The organism is Streptomyces sp. NRRL F-2580, from assembly GCF_000720115.1.
In the GTDB taxonomy this organism is placed as follows: domain Bacteria; phylum Actinomycetota; class Actinomycetes; order Streptomycetales; family Streptomycetaceae; genus Streptomyces.
Window position 1 is genome coordinate 76,731 of record NZ_JOIR01000011.1, and the last position, 18,164, is coordinate 94,894.

Annotated in this window: 13 protein-coding genes; 5 read left to right on the forward strand and 8 right to left on the reverse strand. The window is 70.9% G+C overall.

The window, feature by feature from the left end; translation table 11 throughout:
* Positions 1–144 precede the first annotated feature (144 nt).
* The gene (locus IF88_RS0113780) at positions 145–1,173 is read right to left on the reverse strand and encodes an aspartate-semialdehyde dehydrogenase (protein WP_030710781.1); all 1,029 of its coding nucleotides are present in this window, start codon (positions 1,171–1,173) and stop codon (positions 145–147) included.
* A 260-nt stretch (positions 1,174–1,433) separates the two neighbouring features.
* Here IF88_RS0113780 and IF88_RS0113785 point away from each other — a divergent pair, with 260 nt between their 5' ends.
* The gene (locus IF88_RS0113785) at positions 1,434–2,927 is read left to right on the forward strand and encodes a M28 family metallopeptidase (protein ID WP_051836839.1); all 1,494 of its coding nucleotides are present in this window, start codon (positions 1,434–1,436) and stop codon (positions 2,925–2,927) included.
* Between the two features lie 86 nt (positions 2,928–3,013).
* On the opposite strand, the gene IF88_RS0113790 is transcribed toward IF88_RS0113785, so the two are convergent.
* On the reverse strand, positions 3,014–6,337 hold the full coding sequence (locus tag IF88_RS0113790) for a S8 family serine peptidase (protein ID WP_030710785.1): 3,324 nt from the start codon (positions 6,335–6,337) through the stop codon (positions 3,014–3,016).
* A 262-nt stretch (positions 6,338–6,599) separates the two neighbouring features.
* Entirely contained in the window at positions 6,600–7,160 is a 561-nt protein-coding gene (locus IF88_RS0113795; RefSeq protein ID WP_030710787.1) for a CGNR zinc finger domain-containing protein, read from the reverse strand.
* A gap of 133 nt (positions 7,161–7,293) precedes the next feature.
* On the opposite strand from IF88_RS0113795, the gene IF88_RS0113800 reads away from it, so the two are divergent.
* Positions 7,294–7,752 (forward strand): VOC family protein, encoded by a 459-nt coding sequence (locus IF88_RS0113800; protein WP_030710789.1) that lies wholly within the window; start codon positions 7,294–7,296, stop codon positions 7,750–7,752.
* Positions 7,752–8,639 (forward strand): pyridoxamine 5'-phosphate oxidase family protein, encoded by an 888-nt coding sequence (locus IF88_RS0113805; protein ID WP_030710791.1) that lies wholly within the window; start codon positions 7,752–7,754, stop codon positions 8,637–8,639. Before IF88_RS0113800 ends, IF88_RS0113805 begins: the two co-directional genes overlap by 1 nt.
* Here IF88_RS0113805 and IF88_RS0113810 read toward each other — a convergent pair.
* Together IF88_RS0113810 and pepN are read right to left on the reverse strand one after the other, a co-directional pair.
* Positions 8,615–9,577, reverse strand: a complete 963-nt coding sequence (locus tag IF88_RS0113810) for a hypothetical protein (protein ID WP_030710793.1) — start codon at positions 9,575–9,577, stop codon at positions 8,615–8,617. The two genes, IF88_RS0113805 and IF88_RS0113810, sit on opposite strands and share 25 nt — an antisense overlap.
* A 301-nt stretch (positions 9,578–9,878) precedes the next feature.
* Complete coding sequence (pepN, locus tag IF88_RS0113815) at positions 9,879–12,434, reverse strand: aminopeptidase N (RefSeq protein ID WP_030710795.1); 2,556 nt, start codon at positions 12,432–12,434, stop codon at positions 9,879–9,881.
* Positions 12,435–12,573: 139 nt separating this feature from the next.
* Here pepN and IF88_RS0113820 point away from each other — a divergent pair, with 139 nt between their 5' ends.
* Positions 12,574–13,218 carry a DsbA family protein gene (locus IF88_RS0113820; RefSeq protein WP_030710797.1) on the forward strand — a complete coding sequence of 215 codons (645 nt, stop codon included), beginning with the start codon at positions 12,574–12,576 and terminating at the stop codon, positions 13,216–13,218.
* Between the two features lie 151 nt (positions 13,219–13,369).
* Here IF88_RS0113820 and IF88_RS0113825 read toward each other — a convergent pair whose 3' ends face one another.
* The 3 genes from IF88_RS0113825 to IF88_RS0113835 form a co-directional block, all read right to left on the reverse strand.
* Entirely contained in the window at positions 13,370–14,026 is a 657-nt protein-coding gene (locus IF88_RS0113825) for a superoxide dismutase (protein ID WP_030710803.1), read from the reverse strand.
* Positions 14,027–14,186: 160 nt separating this feature from the next.
* On the reverse strand, positions 14,187–15,590 hold the full coding sequence (locus tag IF88_RS0113830) for an amino acid permease (RefSeq protein ID WP_030710805.1): 1,404 nt from the start codon (positions 15,588–15,590) through the stop codon (positions 14,187–14,189).
* A gap of 222 nt (positions 15,591–15,812) precedes the next feature.
* On the reverse strand, positions 15,813–17,204 hold the full coding sequence (locus IF88_RS0113835) for an amino acid permease (RefSeq protein WP_030710806.1): 1,392 nt from the start codon (positions 17,202–17,204) through the stop codon (positions 15,813–15,815).
* 287 nt (positions 17,205–17,491) lie between these two features.
* On the opposite strand from IF88_RS0113835, the gene IF88_RS0113840 reads away from it, so the two are divergent.
* Positions 17,492–18,076, forward strand: coding sequence for a biotin transporter BioY (locus IF88_RS0113840; RefSeq protein ID WP_030710808.1), 585 nt, complete (start codon positions 17,492–17,494; stop codon positions 18,074–18,076).
* The last annotated feature ends 88 nt before the right edge of the window (positions 18,077–18,164 follow it).

Below are 18,164 nucleotides of genomic sequence, written 5' to 3' on the forward strand. Positions count from 1 at the left end.
TGACGTTGCCCCGTCATCCTTCCACGAGGGGGGCGTCACCGGCGCGGAGTAATCCACCGGCGAACACGGGGGCGGAAACCGGCCGGATACGGCGAAAGGGGAGGAAGCCGCACGGGCTTCCTCCCCTTCGTCGCACGGGCGGCGTCAGCCGCGGAGCTCCTCCGCGACGAGCTCCGCGATCTGGACCGCGTTCAGGGCCGCGCCCTTGCGGAGGTTGTCGTTCGAGAGGAACAGCGCGAGGCCGTTCTCCACCGTCTCGTCGACACGGATGCGGCCCACGTACGAGGCGTCCTTGCCGGCGGCCTGGAGGGGGGTCGGGATCTCCGACAGCTCGACGCCCGGGGCGTCGCCCAGGAGCTCGTAGGCGCGCTCGACGCTGATCGGGCGGTCGAAGCGGGCGTTGATCTGGAGGGAGTGGCCGGAGAAGACCGGCACGCGCACGCAGGTGCCCGAGACCTTGAGCTCCGGGATCTCCAGGATCTTGCGGGACTCGTTGCGGAGCTTCTGCTCCTCGTCGGTCTCGAAGGAACCGTCGTCGACGATCGAGCCCGCGAGCGGGACGACGTTGTAGGCGATGGGGCGCTTGTAGACGGCCGGCTCCGGGAAGTCCACCGCGCCGCCGTCGAAGGTCAGCTGGTCGGCGGCCTCGGAGACCGCGCAGGCCTGGGTGCGCAGCTCGGCGACGCCGGCCAGGCCCGACCCGGACACGGCCTGGTAGGTGGTGGCGATCAGCGCGGACAGGCCGGCCTCGTCGTGCAGCGGGCGCAGCACCGGCATCGCGGCCATGGTGGTGCAGTTCGGGTTCGCGATGATGCCCTTGGGGCGGTTCTTGATCGCGTGCGGGTTGACCTCGGAGACGACGAGGGGGACCTCGGGGTCCTTGCGCCAGGCGGAGGAGTTGTCGATCACGACGGCGCCCTGCGCGGCGACCTTCTCGGCCAGGGCCTTGGAGGTGGCGCCACCCGCGGAGAAGAGCACGATGTCCAGGCCCGAGTAGTCGGCCGTGGAGGCGTCCTCGATGGTGATCTCCCGGCCCTCCCACTCGAGGGTGGAGCCCGCGGAACGAGCCGAGGCGAACAGCCGCAGCTCGTCCACCGGGAACTTCCGCTCGGCGAGGATGCCGCGCATGACTCCGCCGACCTGTCCGGTGGCTCCGACGATTCCGACCCTCACGGTGACTCCTTTGGTACGTACGACGCGGGCGCGCGTGGAGCCATCATGCGTTCGACCCCACGAGCCTTGTCCAATCCATTGTCCGAGGAACGGACGGTGTCCTGAACGTGAACGCGTGTGACGAGTCCGTGGCGGGTGTGTTGCAGGGCCGCTGAACATCCGTTTTGCCAGGTCAGAGCCGGTTAGCGTCCGATCTGTCATGACCCGCATTCCGGACATGGCCGACCGCAGAACGAACATCCGACTCGGGGAGATCCACCGTGCGCGCCATCCGCCACCGCCGCCGGTCCATACCGGCCCTCGCCGCCCTCGCGGCCGCCGCCGTAGCCGCGCCCGTCCTGCTCATCGCCACTCCGGCGGCCGCCCACCCGCGGGAGGGCAGGCTCGCCAAGGAGCTGGTGGAGGAGGTCACCGCCCGCGGCGCCTACCGCCACCTGGCGAGGTTCCAGCAGATCGCCGACGCCAACGGCGGCAACCGCGCCGCCGGCACACCCGGCCACGCGGCCTCCGCCGCCTACGTGCACGACACGCTGAAGAAGGCCGGGTACCAGGTCTCGTACCAGGACTTCGACATCTACGAGGCGCACACGAAGACGGAGAAGACCGTCGTCCTCGGCGGGGCCGGAGGCGCCGGGGGCCGCGAGCTGGCCACCGCCGCCTTCACCTTCACCAAGTCCACCCCGGCCGGCGGCCTGGCCGCCCCGCTCGCCCTCGCACGGGTCGACGAGACCCCCGGCTGCACGGCGGACGACTATCAGGCAGGCACCTTCACCGGGAAGATCGCCCTGGTCAAGCGCGGTGCCTGCACCTTCGTGGAGAAGCAGCGGGCGGCCGCCGCGGCCGGCGCCGTCGGCGTCATCGTCTACAACCACAGCGGCACCACCCCGGTGCGCGGCGGGTTCTCCTCGCCCGACGAGGGGATCATCCCGAGCGCCGGCATCACGCTGGCCGACGGCGAGGCGCTGACCGCGGCCGCGGCCCAGGGCGAGGTGAGCGTACGCCTGGACCTGGACCAGGAGCACGTGAAGAAGACCACCCGCAACGTGATCGCCGAGACCCGGGGCGGACGCGGCGACCGTGTGGTGAGCGTCGGCGCGCACCTGGACTCGGTCCCCGAGGGCCCGGGCATCAACGACAACGGTTCCGGCTCGGCCGGTCTGCTGGAGGTCGCGCTGAAGCTGGCCGACGAGGGCGCCAACAAGAAGGGCAAGGGGCCCGCCAACAAGGTCCGCTTCGCCTGGTGGTCGGCCGAGGAGCTGGGCCTGCTGGGCTCGGAGCACTACGTCGCGCAGCTGTCGGAGAAGCAGAAGAAGGACATCGCGCTCTACCTGAACTTCGACATGATCGCCTCGCCGAACCCGGTGCAGTTCGTCTACGACGGCGACGACTCCGACCAGACGGGCGCGGGCGCCGGCCCGGCGGGCTCGGCGCAGATCGAGGCGCTGATCAACGGCTTCCTCGACAAGAAGGGCAAGCCGCACGAGGGCAGTGACTTCGACGGCCGCTCCGACTACGGCCCCTTCATCGCGAACGGCATCCCGGCCGGCGGCACCTTCACCGGCGCCGAGGGCGTCAAGACCGCCGAGCAGGCCGAGCGCCACGGCGGCACCGCGGGGGCCCCGTACGACCCGAACTACCACGGCGCGGGCGACAACCTGAAGAACCTGGACCTCAAGGCCTTCGACACCAACCTGGACGTGATCGCGCACGCGGTCGGCACCTACGCCGAGTCGCTGCGCTCGCTGGGCAAGTAGGCCCGTAGCGCGCGGGTCGGAGGAGACAGGCGGGGGCGGTGCTCGTACGAGCACCGCCCCCGCTGTCGTCTCAGGTGCCTACCGGGTTACGGGAGGACCTTCTCGATCTGCACGCTGCCGGTGCCGGCGGCGGTGCCGCGGGCGTTGAGCAGCTGGACCTGGCCGAAGAACTGCCGGCCCTCGGGGGCCGCGCTGTTGACCAGGACGTTCGCCGAGACGGACGCCGAGGCGCCGTTGGCGAGGTTCACCGCGGCGCTCTCGTCGACCTGGACGGAGCCCAGGGCGGCCGAGAAGAACACGTCGCGGTAGTCGTACGTGGTGGTGCCGGCCGGGATCGCGTAGCCGATGACCTTGACGCTGTAGGTGCCGGCGGCCGGGTTGACCAGGCTCACGGCCTCCTCGGAGTCGCCGTCGGCGGAGGAGCCGACCTTGACGCCGTCCTTGTAGACCTCGAGGTCGAGGTCCGCACCGGTGTCGGAGACCTTGCCGATGGCGACGTCGAGGCGGGAGACGCCCTCGCCGATCGTGACCTCGGAGGTCTGGGTCTCACCGTTCGCGATGGTCGGCTTGGCGACCTTCGCGGAGCCGAGCGGGCCGCCCTTGAGCTTGCCGCCGGAGATGGCCGCGGCGTCGTTCTTGACGGTCCACTGGACCGGCGCCGGGGTGCCCTGCTTGACCTCGGGGAGGACCTTGACCGCCGGGTCGAAGCCCGCGCCGAGGACGGAGACGTCCAGCTTGAACGGGTTGTCGAGCAGCGGCGACGTACGGCGCGACTCGACCTCGATCTCCCAGACGCCCGGCTGCGGCTCGGCGTACGAACGCAGGTCGGGGCGGCAGGCGTTGGCCGGGTTGTCGTAGTTCGGGTAGCACTGGGTGGTCGCGCTGTCCTCGACGCCCACACCGTACGGGTGGATCGAGATGAAGCGCGTCTGGCTGCCCGGCTTGAGACCGCCGAGGGCGACCTCCAGCGTCTTCGCGCCCTGCGGCACGGTGACGAAGTACGACTTGTGGCTGTTGCGCTGCACCGAGGAGGTGTCCGAGAACGTGAACGACGGCTTCGCCAGTGGGGCGGAGGCGACGACGGTCGTCAGGATCTGCTTGTCGATGCCCTCGGTGGTCTCGTCGTCCAGCTGCAGGATGCCGCTGTGGACGCCGGCCGACTTCACGTTGGCCTCGACCTTGATGGTGACGGGCTTGTTCAGCGGCAGGGTGACGTAGTCGTAACCGCCGACGACCTTGAAGGTGCCGTCGTTGTTGCGCCAGCTCAGGTCGTGCCGGGTGCCGTACTTGACGCCCGTGGTGCGGGTGACGACGACGTCGTAGACCTTCTTCTGGCCGACCTTGAGGCCGCCCTCGCGGTCGTAGAGGCCGGTGCCGAAGCCCGGGGTCTTCAGGAACTGGTCGATCGCGGTGTCGACCGGCGCCTTGACGGTGAACTCATTGGCCTTCGCGTCGCGCTGGATGGACTCCCACGCGCCGGGGACGTTGATCAGGCCGGAGCCCTGGGCGTGCGCCGGGACGTCGTCGATCTTCTTCGCGGTGCTGGTGAGCGCCACGCGCAGGCTCGCCGGGGTCAGCTTGATGTTCTGCTGCTTGGCGGCCGAGATCAGCAGGGCGCTGGCGCCCGTCGCCTGCGGCGAGGACATCGAGGTGCCCTGGAGCATGCCGTAACCGGCCGGCAGGGTGTAGCCGGCCTCCTTCACGGGCGCGCCGGGCAGCCAGGTCTGGATGGTGTTGATGGCCGCGCCGGGGGCGGTGATGGTCGGCGTGAACCCGCCGTCCTCACGCGGACCGCGCGAGGAGAAGGGGAACATGTTGTACTTCTTGGTCACGCCGGAGCCGTAGTTGGCGGCCCAGGTCTCCTTGGAGACCGCGGCACCCACGGAGATGACCTTGTCCGCGAGACCGGGGTCGCCGATGGTGTTGACACCGGGGCCCTCGTTGCCCGCCGAGATGACGAGCTGGACACCGTAGGTGTCGATGAGGTTCTTGTAGAGCTCCGAGCGTGCGTTGTTGCCGTCGTTCAGTGCCGGCAGACCGCCGATGGACATGTTGACGATGTCCACGCCGCGGTTGACGACCAGGTCGATCATGCCCTCGGTCAGCGCGATGTTGGTGCAGCCGCCGGACCAGGAGCAGGCGCGCGAGGAGACGAGCTTCGCGCCGGGCGCCTCGCCGTTCATCGCGCCGCCGAAGAGGCCGTTGGCGGCGGTGATGCCGGCGACGTGCGTGCCGTGCTCGGACTCGATGATGCCGACGTTGACGAAGTCGGCCTTCTTGCCGACCCAGTCACCGCCCAGCGGGTCCATCGGGACGTCCTTGCGGATCTCGATCACGAACGGGATGCGCTCGGCGACGTCGGTCGCCGGGTTGTCCGTACCGAAATAGCCGATCTGGTAGCCGTCCTTGTACGGCTTCATCGGCTCGTTGTTCGTGAAGTCGCCGTCCTGGTCGGTGTCGACGCGGACGGTGCCGGCGGCGACGTCGTAGAGCAGGCCGAACCGGTCGGTGGTGTCCCCGTCCCGGTTGACGTCGCCCTTCATGTCGCCGGTGGCGGTGATCGACTCGCTGAACCGGCTCCACTGGAAGGCGCCCTCGGGGGCCTTCCAGCTCTGGCCGCCCGCGGTGAAGGTGCCGCCGGAGGAGGTGACCGGGGTGATCTGGGCGCGCCAGGTGGCGTCGCCGTCGGTGATCGGGTCGGTGGCCGTGACCCAGTCGACGATCTTGCGCTCGCCGGTGGTGGTCTTCTGCAGGGCCGGGTGGCCGAGGTCGACGCCCGAGTCCATGATGCCGATGGTCACGCCACGGCCGTCGGCCTGCGGGTTCTGCTTCACGAAGTCAACGGCACCCGTCTCGAAGGACGGGTTGTACGGGTTCTTCGCCGGGGTGTTCTTGTCCGGCGCCGGGTACGTCTCGGCGGCGGTCTTCTTGACCGCGCCCGACTCGCCCTTGGCGTCGGGGCGGGGGTCCGGCAGCTGGATCTCGTGCCGCAGGTCGATTCCGTGCACCGAGGACAGCTTGGCGGCCGCCTTCAGCGCGGCCTCCGCCTTGCCGGTGGGCACGGTGGCCCGCACGTAACCGAGGTTGTCGTACGTCCGGCCCACCGAGGCGCCCTGGACGGCACCCAGCTGGTCGGAGACCTGCTTGGTCTGCCCGGGGGCGGTCGCGACCATGACGGTGACGTTCGCGTCACCCTTGGCCTTGGCCTCCTGGAGCAGCTCGGCGTCGGCCGAACCGAGCTTCTGGTCGGCGGACTTGACCGCGGGCGTGGTGCCCGGGGTGTCCGCGCCGGTGACCGCGAACGCGGGCGCGGCGCCGGTGGCCGCGAGGGCGGCGACCAGGCCGGCCGCGGCCGCGACGCGTGCGACGCGTCTGGCCCCGGGTATGGAGCTGGGGGATTCGAGGGTCATCAGCATCCCTGGTAAGTGAAAGGTACGGTCCGGATTTCGGTGCCGGATGACCGGTCAGCTTTCCTCACGCGACAGCTCTTTGGGGAGAGTTGTCATTGACCGAGACCTGACATGGCGGACTCTCGCCAGTGCGGAGTATGCGCCAGCGCGGCCGTACCGGGGCACAGTGGTGCGAACCAAGGGTGCTGGAGAGTAGATTTATAGACTTTCCCGCCTTGCCGTCATGAACGGTCTCAGAGCGGGTGTGACAGATTCGGGGTGCTCAGCGCTCGCGCGTGCGCGCGTAGTGGCGCGAGGCCTTCGCCCGGTTTCCGCAGGCGGCCATCGAGCACCAGCGCCGGGTGCCGTTGCGCGAGGTGTCGTGGAAGTGCAGGACACAGGTCTCGGACGCGCACTTGCGGATCCGGCCGGGCGTACCGGCGAGCAGTTCCAGGTAGTCCCGGGCCGCCGTCCAGGCCGGACCCCAGGTCGGGTCGTCGAACTCGGTGCGCTCGCCCGGGCCCTCGGAGGTCAGGGTGGCACGGATCCGTCCGTGCTCCAGCACGGCGTCGACCAGCGTACGGGCGCTCTCGTCGGCCGGGTCCGCGACCGCGCGGGCCAGTGCCTCGCGTGCGGTCAGCAGATGGACGAGGGTGGCCGCGTCGGCGCGGAAGCGCGCCGCGAGGCCGGTGCTCTCCAGCCAGGCGGCGAGTCCCTGCACCCGGGTCAGTCCGGCCGCTCCGGCGAAGAGGTCCTGAGGCTCCCCGTCGGCCATCCAGCGGGTGTTGAGCAGGTCGAGGGAGACCGGCTCCCCGGTCAGGGGCCGTGGGTCCGCCACCGTCATGTCCGTATCGCCTCCTGGGCGGGTCGCTAACCCCTCAAGAGTACGTGAACGGTTGACCTCTCTCGACCTAACCTTTAATCTCGATTTAGAAGGTTAGGAACCTTCGTATGTCTCTTTCGGGGAAGGACCCGTCATGACGACCGCCATCAGCACGCTCCGCACCGGACACGTGGGCCTCAACGTCACCGATCTCGACCGCTCGCTCGCCTTCTACCGGGACGCCCTCGACTTCCGGGTGCTGGGCGAGGGCAAGGAGCAGGACCGCCGCTTCGCCTTCCTCGGCCAGGACGGCGAGCTCGTCCTCACCCTGTGGCAGCAGGCCGACGGGGTGTACGCACCGACCGCGGCCGGACTGCACCACCTGGCGTTCTCCGCCGGCACGATCGAGCAGGTACGGGCGTACGAGGCGCGGTTGCGCGACCTGGGCGTCGCGTTCGCCTACGAGGGCGTCGTCGCCCACCGCGAGGGAGCGGCCTCCGGCGGCATCTTCTTCCACGACCCCGACGGGACCCGCCTGGAGATCTCCGTACCGGCCGGGGCCGAGGGTGCACCCGCCCCCGTGGAATCCGCGCCGACCTGCGGGTTCTTCTGATGTCCGGGGCCTACCACGCGGGCGCGCTGGCCGTGCAGGAGCGGGTCGGCGTACGGGAGCTCGCCGAGCACGTCGGCCGTTCGATCGGCGCGGGGATCCGGGACGTCGCCGCGGCCTTCCTCGGGCTCCAGCCGCACCTCGTCGTCGGCGCGGCCGACGCCTCCGGGCGGATGTGGGCCTCCCTGCTCACCGGTCCGCCGGGCTTCGTACGGGCCACCGGGCCGGACCGGATCGCGGTCACCGGCGGACCGCCGGCGGGCGATCCGCTCGCCGGTGCGCTGGCCACGGACGGGACCCGGGTCGGCACCATCGCGCTCGACCCGCGCACCCGGCGCCGGATGCGGCTGAACGGAACCCTGGAGCCGACCGGTCGCGGGTTCGCGGTCCGGGCCGAGCAGGTCTTCGCCAACTGCCCCAAGTACCTCCAGAAACGGCAGCCCCTGGAGCTCGCCGCGCAAGGAGCCGGTGTCGTGCGGCGCGGGCACGCGCTCACCCCCGACCAGGAACGGGCCGTCCGCGCCGCCGACACCTTCTTCGTCGCCACCACCGCCGAGGCGGACGGGGTCGACGCCAGTCACCGGGGCGGGCTGCCCGGATTCGTCGAGGTGCTCTCGCCGACCGAGCTGGCCTGGCCGGACTACGCGGGCAATGCCATGTTCCTGACCCTGGGGAACCTGACGGCCGATCCCCGGGCGGGGCTGCTCTTCCCGGACTGGGAGAGCGGGGCGGTCCTCCAGCTGAGCGGCCGGGCCGAGACGGAGTTCGGGGCCGACGGGAGCCGCCGCACCCGCTTCCGGGTGGAGTCGGTGGTGGAGGGCCTGCATCCGGGGCGGCTGCTCTGGAGCACCCCGGAGTACTCGCCTCACCTGGGGAGCACCACCAGATAGGCGGCGGGCTCGCGGTCGCGGGACGCCGTCAGGGCCGTGCGGACCACCGCGGCCTGCTGCTCGGGCCAGTCGCGGAGCTTGCGCGGGGTGATGTGGATGACGGTCACGCCGAGCCGCTCCAGCGTCTCCCGCTTGCGGACGGACTCCGACCACTCCTCGTCCTCGCCCTGGCGCGGGGCGCGCGTGTCGATCTCCAGGGCCACGGACTGCTCGGGCCAGAACGCGTCCACCCCGCCGAGGTGCGGTCCGCCGGGCAGTCGCAGGTCCACGTTCCACACGGGCTCGGGCAGCTCGTAGCCCCGTACGAGGTGGTACAGCCGGTCCTCGGCGATGGCGCGGCCCTCGGCGAGGAGCGACTCGACCGCGTCGACCACGTGCGGCCGGTTCAGCAGCCGGGCCACCGTCAGCTCCCTTACGACGGCGGCCGGTTCGCAGTGGCCGCCACGCACGGCCTCGCTGAGCAGGCGGCGTACGGTGCCGGCGTCGGAGAGCTGGGAGACCGCGTCGGCGAGGGCCCGCGCGGCGGGCGCCACCGGCAGGCCGGTCACCTCCTGCGAACGGGGCGGGGTGTGCGCCCGCACGATCCGCACGTCGCCGGTGGAGCGCAGCCGCCGGGTCCCGGGCACCAGTACGTCGATGTGCGAGAGGGCGAGCAGCGCGGGCGCGGAGGCGAACCGGTACAGGGCGAGCGCCGCCAGCCCGGTGATCATCGCTTCGCCCGCGCCGCGCCGTCCCGCGTACAGCAGCGCGGCGTGCAGCCGCTCCTCGCTGGTCGCGGGCCCGGAGTGGAGCAGGAACACCCCCGGCAGGATCTGCTGCCAGGGCCGTTCGGCGGCGTCGGAGGCGGTGACGCCGTGCTCGCGCAGCTGGGCGAGGGTGAGCACGCGGGGGCGGCTGCCGGTGAGGTGGGCGAGGGGGAGGGGTGCGTTGTGGTTCATGACGCGGTGATTCCCTCAGGCCATGGCCTTGCTAACCCCTGTTACAGGCTCGTCGACAAATCCGGACAAGCTGGGGCTAAAGTACGGGCGTTCGACTGCCGATGGGCTCCGCCGGTCAGGGCATCCAGTGCGGGCCGGCTGCGGGTGCCCGGGCGCGGCGCCGTTGCGGGGGCTCCGCCCCCGAACCCCCGCGCCTCAAACGCCGGCGGGGCTGGATTTCCAGCCCGTCCGGCGTTTGAGGACCGGGTCCGGGCGGAGCCCGGTTTCGGGAAGGGGCGGGGTGGGGGAGAGCCCCGCAGGGTCAGCCCGCCGCCGCGTCGCAGGCCTGGGCGCGCAGGGCACGGGCCAGGTCGTCGCGGGACTCCAGCACCAGGCGGCGCAGCGCCGGAGCCGCATCGGCGTGCGCCGCGAGCCACGCGTCAGTGGCGTCGAGCGTGGCCGAGTCGCCCTGCAGCGACGGGTACAGACCCTTCACCACATCCATCGCGATCTGGATCGACCGGTCCGCCCACACCCGCTCGATCACCTCGAAGTAGCGCCCCGCGTAAGCCGCCAGCAGGCCCCGCTGCGAGGACTGCTGCATGCCCGCGATCGTCGCCTCCACCAGCGCGTTGGACAGCGCGTCCGATTCGACGACCGCCGCCCACGCCTGGTCCTTCACGGCCTCCGACGGCCGCGCCGCCAGGCACCGCACCTGGTGCCGCTTGCCCGACGCCGTGTCGTCGCGCGCCAGTTCGGCGGTGAGCACGGCCTCGTCCACCGCCCCGTGCGCGGCCAGCGGCAGCAGGAAGTCCCAGCGCAGCTCCTGGTCCACGTCCAGCCCGTCGATCCGCGCCGAGCCCTCCAGCAGCCCCAGCAGCAGCTGGAAGTCGCCCTCCGTGGCCGCGCTCGCGGCGAAGAAGCGGGCCCAGGTCAGCTGGTGCTCCGACCCCGGCGCCGCCAGCCGCAGCTCGTGCAGCGCGCCCGCCGCCAGCTCCCGGCCGCCCTGCTCGCGCCAGTCCGGTGCCGCGTAGTGGGTGACCGAGGTCAGGGCCTGCGCGTGCAGCTGCTGCAGGACGCCGACGTCCGTCTCCCGGCCCGCGTGCGCCAGGACCAGCTGGACGAAGTCGCGCGCCGGCATCAGGCCGTCCCGCGTCAGGTTCCACAGCGCCGACCAGCTGAGCGCGCGGGCGAGCGGGTCGGTCAGGTCGCCCAGGTGGGCCCGCAGCGTGGCCAGCGAGCCCTCGTCGAAGCGGATCTTGCAGTAGGTGAGGTCCTCGTCGTTGACCAGGACCAGGTCGGGCCGCTCCGCGCCCACCAGCTCGGCGACCACGGTCCGCGCGCCCGAGACGTCCGCGTCGGCCCGCGCGTAGCGGACCAGGGACCCGTCGGACTCCAGCCGGTACAGGCCCACCGCGACCCGGTGCGGCCGCAGCTCCTCGCCCTCCTGCACGACCGCCAGCTCCGTCACGCGCCCGCCGGCGTCGTACGTCACCACCGGGGCGAGGGCGTTCACGCCCGCCGTCTGCAGCCAGGCCCGCGACCACTCGGCCATGTCCCGCCCGGAGACCTCGGCGAGCACCGACAGCAGGTCGTCGAGCGTGGTGTTCCCGTACGCGTTGGCCTTGAAGTAGCGCCGCGCGCCCTCCAGGAACGCCTCCCGGCCCACGTACGCCACGAGCTGCTTCAGCACCGCCGCGCCCTTGGCGTAGGTGATGCCGTCGAAGTTCAGCTTCGCGTCCTCCAGGTCACGGATGTCGGCCGTGATCGGGTGCGTGGACGGCAGCTGGTCGGCGCGGTACGCCCACGCCTTGCGGTTGTTGGCGAAGGTGACCCACGCCTGGTCGAAGCGGGTGGCCTCGACGAGCCCGAAGGAGCCCATGAAGTCCGCGAAGGACTCCTTGAGCCACAGGTCGTCCCACCACTTCATGGTGACGAGGTCGCCGAACCACATGTGCGCCATCTCGTGCAGGATGACGTTCGCGCGCCGCTCGTACGAGGCCTGCGTGACCTTGCCGCGGAAGATGTACTCCTCCCGAAAGGTCACCATCCCCGGGTTCTCCATCGCGCCCAGGTTGTACTCCGGGACGAAGGCCTGGTCGTACTTCCCGAAGGGGTACGGGTAGTCGAAGATCTCGTGGAAGAGGTCGAAGCCCTGCTTGGTGACCAGGAAGACGTCGTCCGCGTCGAAGTGCTTCGCCAGGCCCTTGCGGCACATCGCGCCCAGCGGGACGGTCAGGTCCCCGCGCGTGTAGGTGTCCGTGACGTAGTGGTAGGGGCCCGCCACCACGCACGTGATGTACGTGGAGATCGGCCGGGTCTCGGCGAACCGCCAGACCCCGCCCTCGCGCGACTCCTCCGCGCCGTTGCTCCACACCTGCCAGCCCTCGGGGGCGGCCACCTCGAAGCGGTAGGGCGCCTTCAGGTCCGGCTGTTCGAAGTTCGCGTACACCCGCCGGGCGTCGGCCGGCTCGTACTGGGTGTAGAGGTACACCTCGCCGTCCTCCGGGTCCACGAAGCGGTGGAGGCCCTCGCCGGTCCGGCTGTACGCGCAGTTCGCGTCGACCACCAGGACGTTCTCGGCGGCCAGGCCGTCCAGGGCGATCCGCGCCCCGTCGAAGACGCTGGCCACGTCCAGCGCCCGCCCGTTCAGGGTGACGGCGTTCACCGAGGGGGCGATCAGGTCCGCGAAGGTGGAGCTGCCGGTGGCCGCGGCCCGGAAGCGGATCGTCGTCACCGAACGGAAGGTCCGTGGGCCCTCGGCCGGTTCGGCCTCGTCCACCGCGGACGTGATGTCGAGGACCACCTCGTACCCGTCGACGGACAGCAGTTCGGCCCGCTCACGGGCCTCGTCGCGGGACAGATTCTCACCGGGCACGTGCACTCCTTCGTGCGTGATCGCGTTCTTGAGTCGAATCCTCGCACGAGGGGAATGCGTGCGGCGGTGTCCTGGTTGGCCACGGAGAACATGCGCCAGTGATGCCCTTTTTCCGACTGAGACGAGACCGAGGAGAGACATGACCGAGACCCAGGTGCGCGAGAAGACCCCGGTCGACTTCTGGTTCGACCCGCTCTGCCCTTGGGCCTGGATGACGTCCCGCTGGATGGTCGAGGTCGAGAAGGTTCGCGACGTCGAGGTCCGCTGGCACGTGATGAGCCTTGCCGTCCTCAACGAGAACAAGCTCGACGAGCTGCCCGAGACCTACCGCGAGCTGCTCGGCCCCAAGGGCTGGGCTCCGGTGCGCGTGGTCATAGCCGCCCAGCAGAAGCACGGTGACGAGGTCACCGGCAAGCTCTACACCGCGCTCGGCACCCGTATCCACAACGAGGAGAAGGGCCCGACCCGCGAGGTGATCGCCGAGGCGCTGGCCGAGGTCGGCCTGCCGGCCGAACTGCTCGCGTACGCCGACTCGGACGAGTACGACGAGGTGCTGCGGGCCTCCCACAACGACGGCATCGACCGCGTGGGCCAGGAGGTCGGCACCCCGGTGATCTCCGTTCCGGGCGCCGAGGGAGACGTGGCCTTCTTCGGCCCGGTCGTCACCCCGACCCCGCGCGGCGACGCCGCCGCCCGGCTGTGGGACGGCACCCTGCTCGTCGCCTCCACCCCCGGCTTCTACGAGATCAAGCGGACCCGCACCAAGGGCCCGTCCTTCGAGTAGGACCTGCCGGTACGCACAGAAGACCCCCGTGAGTCACGTCCTCACGGGGGTCTTCCGCTCTACATGCCCCGCAGGTGATGTTTGAGAAGACGATCACGAGGCTGGGGGCACCTCCCGGCCGAAGGCTGGGGGAGGGCTCTGCGGTGTGCGATCAGCCCGTGGCGGGGATCAGCAGCGGGGTGTTCGCCTTGGCGTCGGCGTAGCGCCCGGCCACGTCCTGCCAGTTGACGACGTTCCACATCGCCTCGATGAAGTCCACCTTCTGGTTCTTGTACTGCAGGTAGAAGGCGTGCTCCCAGGCGTCGAAGACCAGGATCGGGGTGCTGGCCACGCCCACGTTGCCCTGGTGGTCGTAGACCTGCTCGACGACCAGGCGGCCGCTGACGGGCTCGTACGCGAGCACGCCCCAGCCGGAGCCCTGGGTGGCGGAGGAGGCGAAGGTCAGCTGCTTCTTGAACTTCGCGAAGGAGCCGAAGGACTCGGTGATCGCGTCGGTCAGGTCGCCCAGACCGTCGGCCGCGCTGGGCTCGCCGCCGCCCTCACCGGTCTTCGGGCTGGCCATGTTGTGCCAGTAGATGCTGTGCAGGATGTGGCCGGAGAGGTGGAACGCGAGGTTCTTCTCAAGGCCGTTGAGGGCGCCCCAGTTCTCCTTGTCGCGCGCCTCCGCCAGCTGCTCCAGCGTGTTGTTCGCGCCGGTGACGTAGGCCGCGTGGTGCTTGTCGTGGTGCAGCTCGATGATCTGCGGGTTGATCACCGGCTCCAGCGCCGCGTAATCGTACGGAAGCTCAGGAAGCGTGTAGATGGCCATGCGTGTTATCCGGTCCCCTCAGCGTGCCAACTGCTTATTGCAATCAATGCGCAACTGCACGCTAGCAGTATCTATTCCGCCTCACACGTAAGGGTCACCTCTGTACAACGCAGGTCGGCCCCGTGCGAACGCACGGGGCCGACCTGGGGCGGAGCGGGTGTCAGCGGGCGTCCGCCGCCCGGCGCTGCATCACGTAGCCGGTCACCGCGAGGGCGACGGTCAGCCCGCCGGTGAAGACGACCTGGACCCGGGTGTCCTCGCCCAGTGCCATCAGGACCAGCACCCCGGCCACCCCGGCCAGGGCGACCCAGGTCAGGTACGGGAAGCCCCACATCTTCACGACGAGCTTCCCGGGGGCCTCCCGCTCCAGCCGCCGGCGCAGCACGAACTGCGAGACGGCGATGAAGCCCCAGACGATCAGGATGACCCCGCCGACCATGTTCAGCAGCCAGGCGAACAGGGTGTCCGGGTACCAGTACGACAGCAGCACGGTGACGAAGCCGAAGCCGCACGAGGCGAGCACCGCCCGGCGCGGCACCCCGCCGGAGACCTTGCCCAGCGCCTTGGGGCCCTGGCCGCGGGCGACGAGGGAGTAGGCCATGCGCGAAGAGCCGTAGATGTTGGCGTTCATCGCGGACATCAGGGCGATCAGGATGACCACGTTCATGATCTCGCCGGCGGCCGGGATGCCCAGGTGGTCCAGGGTGGCGGCGTACGGGCCGTCCTTGGGCACGGCCGGGTCGTTCCACGGCAGCAGGGTGACGATGACCAGCATGGAGCCGACGTAGACGATCGCGATCCGCCACATGGTGGTCCGCACGGCCTTGGCCACGCCCGCCACGGGGTTCTCGGACTCGGCGGCCGCGATGGTCACCGTCTCCAGTCCGCCGTACGCGACGACCGAGGCGAGCAGTCCGACCAGCAGGCCGTCCATGCCGTTGGGCAGGAACCCGCCGTCGTGCAGCAGGTTGGCGGTGCCGGGGGAGGAGGTGCCGGGCAGCAGGCCGAGGACGGCCAGGACGCCCAGGCCCAGGAAGAGTGCGATCGCACCGATCTTGAGGGCGGCGAACCAGAACTCGAACTCCCCGAAGTTGGAGACGGCGGCCAGGTTGGTGCCGCAGAACAGCGCCATGAAGGCCAGCACCCACATCCAGGAGGGGGTGCCCGGGAACCAGCCCGTCATGATGTGCGCCGCGCCGATGGCCTCGATGGCCACCCCCACGCACAGCAGGATCCAGAACATCCAGCCGGCCGTGAACCCCGCCCAGGGGCCGATCGCCCGCTCCGCGTGGACCGAGAAGGACCCGGAGGCGGGGTTGGCGGCGGACATCTCGCCGAGCATCCGCATCACGAACATCACGAGCAGCCCGGACGCGGCGTACGCGAGCACGATCGAGGGGCCGGCGGCGGCGATGCCGGCCCCGGAGCCGACGAAGAGCCCGGCGCCGATGACCCCGCCGAGGGCGATCATCGAGAGGTGGCGCTGCTTGAGCCCGTTGCCGAGGGGAGATCCGGCGTCGGTCCGCGGCGGTTCGGGGGGTGCGACGGTGCTGCTGTGGCTCATGGGTGGGTGCCTGTCAGGTGCGGGGGTGGAGCGGGCCCCAGTGTGCCGAGTGTCCGATCACCGGACGTCTGACGTCCGATATTCGGACAGTTGCTTGACGGATCGTGATCACGTCCGCACGACCCGGGAACGGCACGGCCCGCAAACGCCCACGACCCGGGAACGCCCGGACCCCCGCGCCGCGGCACGGGGGTCCGGTGGTGCATCGGGTCCGGAGCGGGGTCAGGCGGCCCGCCGCTCCCGTACGAAGGCCACCACGAGGACGAGGACCGCCGCACCCGTGGACCACAGGAGCTGCGGCCGGGCCGAGTCGTCGAACAGCATCAGGACCAGCACCGCCGCCATCCCGATCAGCGCCGCCCAGGTCGCGTACGGGAACAGCCACATCGGCAGGGTCAGCCGCTCCGGCATGTCCCGCTCGATGATCCGGCGCAGCCTCAGCTGGGAGACCGCGATCAGCGCCCACACGAACAGCAGCACCGCGCCGACCGCGTTGAGCATGTAGAGGAAGATCGTGTCCGGCCACAGCAGGTTCAGCACCACCGACACGAAGCCGAAGGCCACGGAGGCGAACACCGCGCGCCGCGGCACGCCGCCGCCCGACACCTTCAGCAGCGACTTCGGCGCCTCGCCGCGCTCGGCCAGCGAGAACACCATGCGCGAGGACCCGTACAGGTTCGCGTTCAGCGCCGACAGCAGGGCCACGAACACCACGACGTTCATGATCTGCCCAGCCCCCGGGATGCCGATCGAGTCGAGGACGGCCACATACGGGCTCTGGCCCGGCTCCAGCGAGTCCCACGGCAGCAGGGTCACGATGACCAGCATCGAGCCGACGTAGAAGAAGAGGATGCGCCACACCGCGCTGCGCACCGCCCGGGACACCGAGCGCGCCGGGTCGTCCGACTCGGCGGCCGCGATGGTGACGACCTCCAGGCCGCCGAAGGCGAAGATGACGGCGAGCATGCCGGCGACCACCCCGCCGAAGCCCTCGGGGAAGAAGCCGCCGTGGCCGGTGAGGTTGGCCATGCCGACAGGCTCCGTGTCCGGGAGGACGCCGAAGATCGCGAGGGTGGCGAGGATGAGGAAGAGGACGATCGCGCCGACCTTGAGGGCCGCGAACCAGAACTCGAACTCGCCGAAGTTCTTCACCGCGGCCAGGTTGCTCACGGTGAAGACCACCATGAAGAGCAGCACCCACACCCACTGGTCGACGGCGGGCACCCAGCCGTTGGCGATCTTCGCCGCGCCGGTGGCCTCCACGGCCAGCACCACGACCAGCAGGAACCAGTACAGCCAGCCCGCCGAGAAACCGGCCCAGCGGCCGAGCGCCTTCTCCGCGTAGACCGAGAAGGAGCCGGAGGCGGGCATCGCGGCCGACATCTCGCCCAGCGCCCGCATCACGAGCATCGCGAGGACGCCCGCGAGCAGGTAGGAGCAGATGATCGCGGGACCGGCGATGCCGATGCCGGCTCCGGAGCCGACGAAGAGGCCGGCGCCGATCACGCCGCCCAGACCCAGCATGGTCAGGTGGCGCTGCTTGAGGCTGTGGCTCAGTGGTTCCGCGGGCAGGTCGCCCGTCGTGGGAGGTGCTTCGTGCAGGGGCTCACGCATGAGGGGGTGCTCGTACTCTCGTTCGGCCCAGCGGTGGTGGGGGCTCCGCAACTGGATTGGCGGGACCCTACAGTCTCACTGAGCGGCGGCCGTCCGTGCAAAACGGACGTGTTGTCAGATGTTCCTCGTGATGAGGATCACGCCGACGTGATGGAGGGGGTCGGGCTTTGTGCGATCCCCACCAATCGGGGGAGTGGGGCTTTGTCCCGGGCAGCGGTGGGTCGGCGCGGGGCCGCGGACTAACGTCGGTGATCGTCCTGCCCCCGTCCCCTCCCGCGGAGCCCCTCATGAGCACTGCTTCCGTCTCCCTCCGGCCCGGCGCCGTCCTCGCCGATCTGCTGCCCGCGAGTCGCGTCCGCGACATCGCGCTCGTCGCCGGCGGCGCCGCGCTGACCGGGCTGGCCGCCCAGATCTCCGTCCACGTCGACGGCCTGGCCGCCCCGATCACCGGCCAGACCTTCGCCGCGCTGCTGATCGGCACCGCGCTCGGCGCCGGCCGCGGCTTCCTCTCGCTCGCCCTCTACACCCTGGTCGGCATGGCGGGCGTGCCGTGGTTCGCGGACGGCGCCTCCGGCGCGGGCGGCGCGACCTTCGGGTACGTCCTCGGCATGCTGCTGGCCTCCACACTCGTCGGCGCCCTCGCCCGGCGCGGCGCCGACCGCTCGGTCCTGCTCATGGCCGGCGCGATGGTGCTGGGCTCGGCCGTGATCTACGCGGTGGGCGTGCCGTACCTGATGGCCGTCACCGGGATGTCCCTCGGTGTCGCCGTCGCCAAGGGCCTGGTCCCGTTCCTGATCGGCGACGCCCTCAAGGCCGCGCTGGCCATGGGCGTCCTGCCGGCCGCCTGGAAGCTGGTCGGCCGCCGCGGCTGACCGGTACCCGGCCGAGGGGTCCCCGGCCGAGCGGTCCCCGAACGCGCCGGAGCCCGGCCCGCCTGTGAGGGCGGGCCGGGCTCCGGCG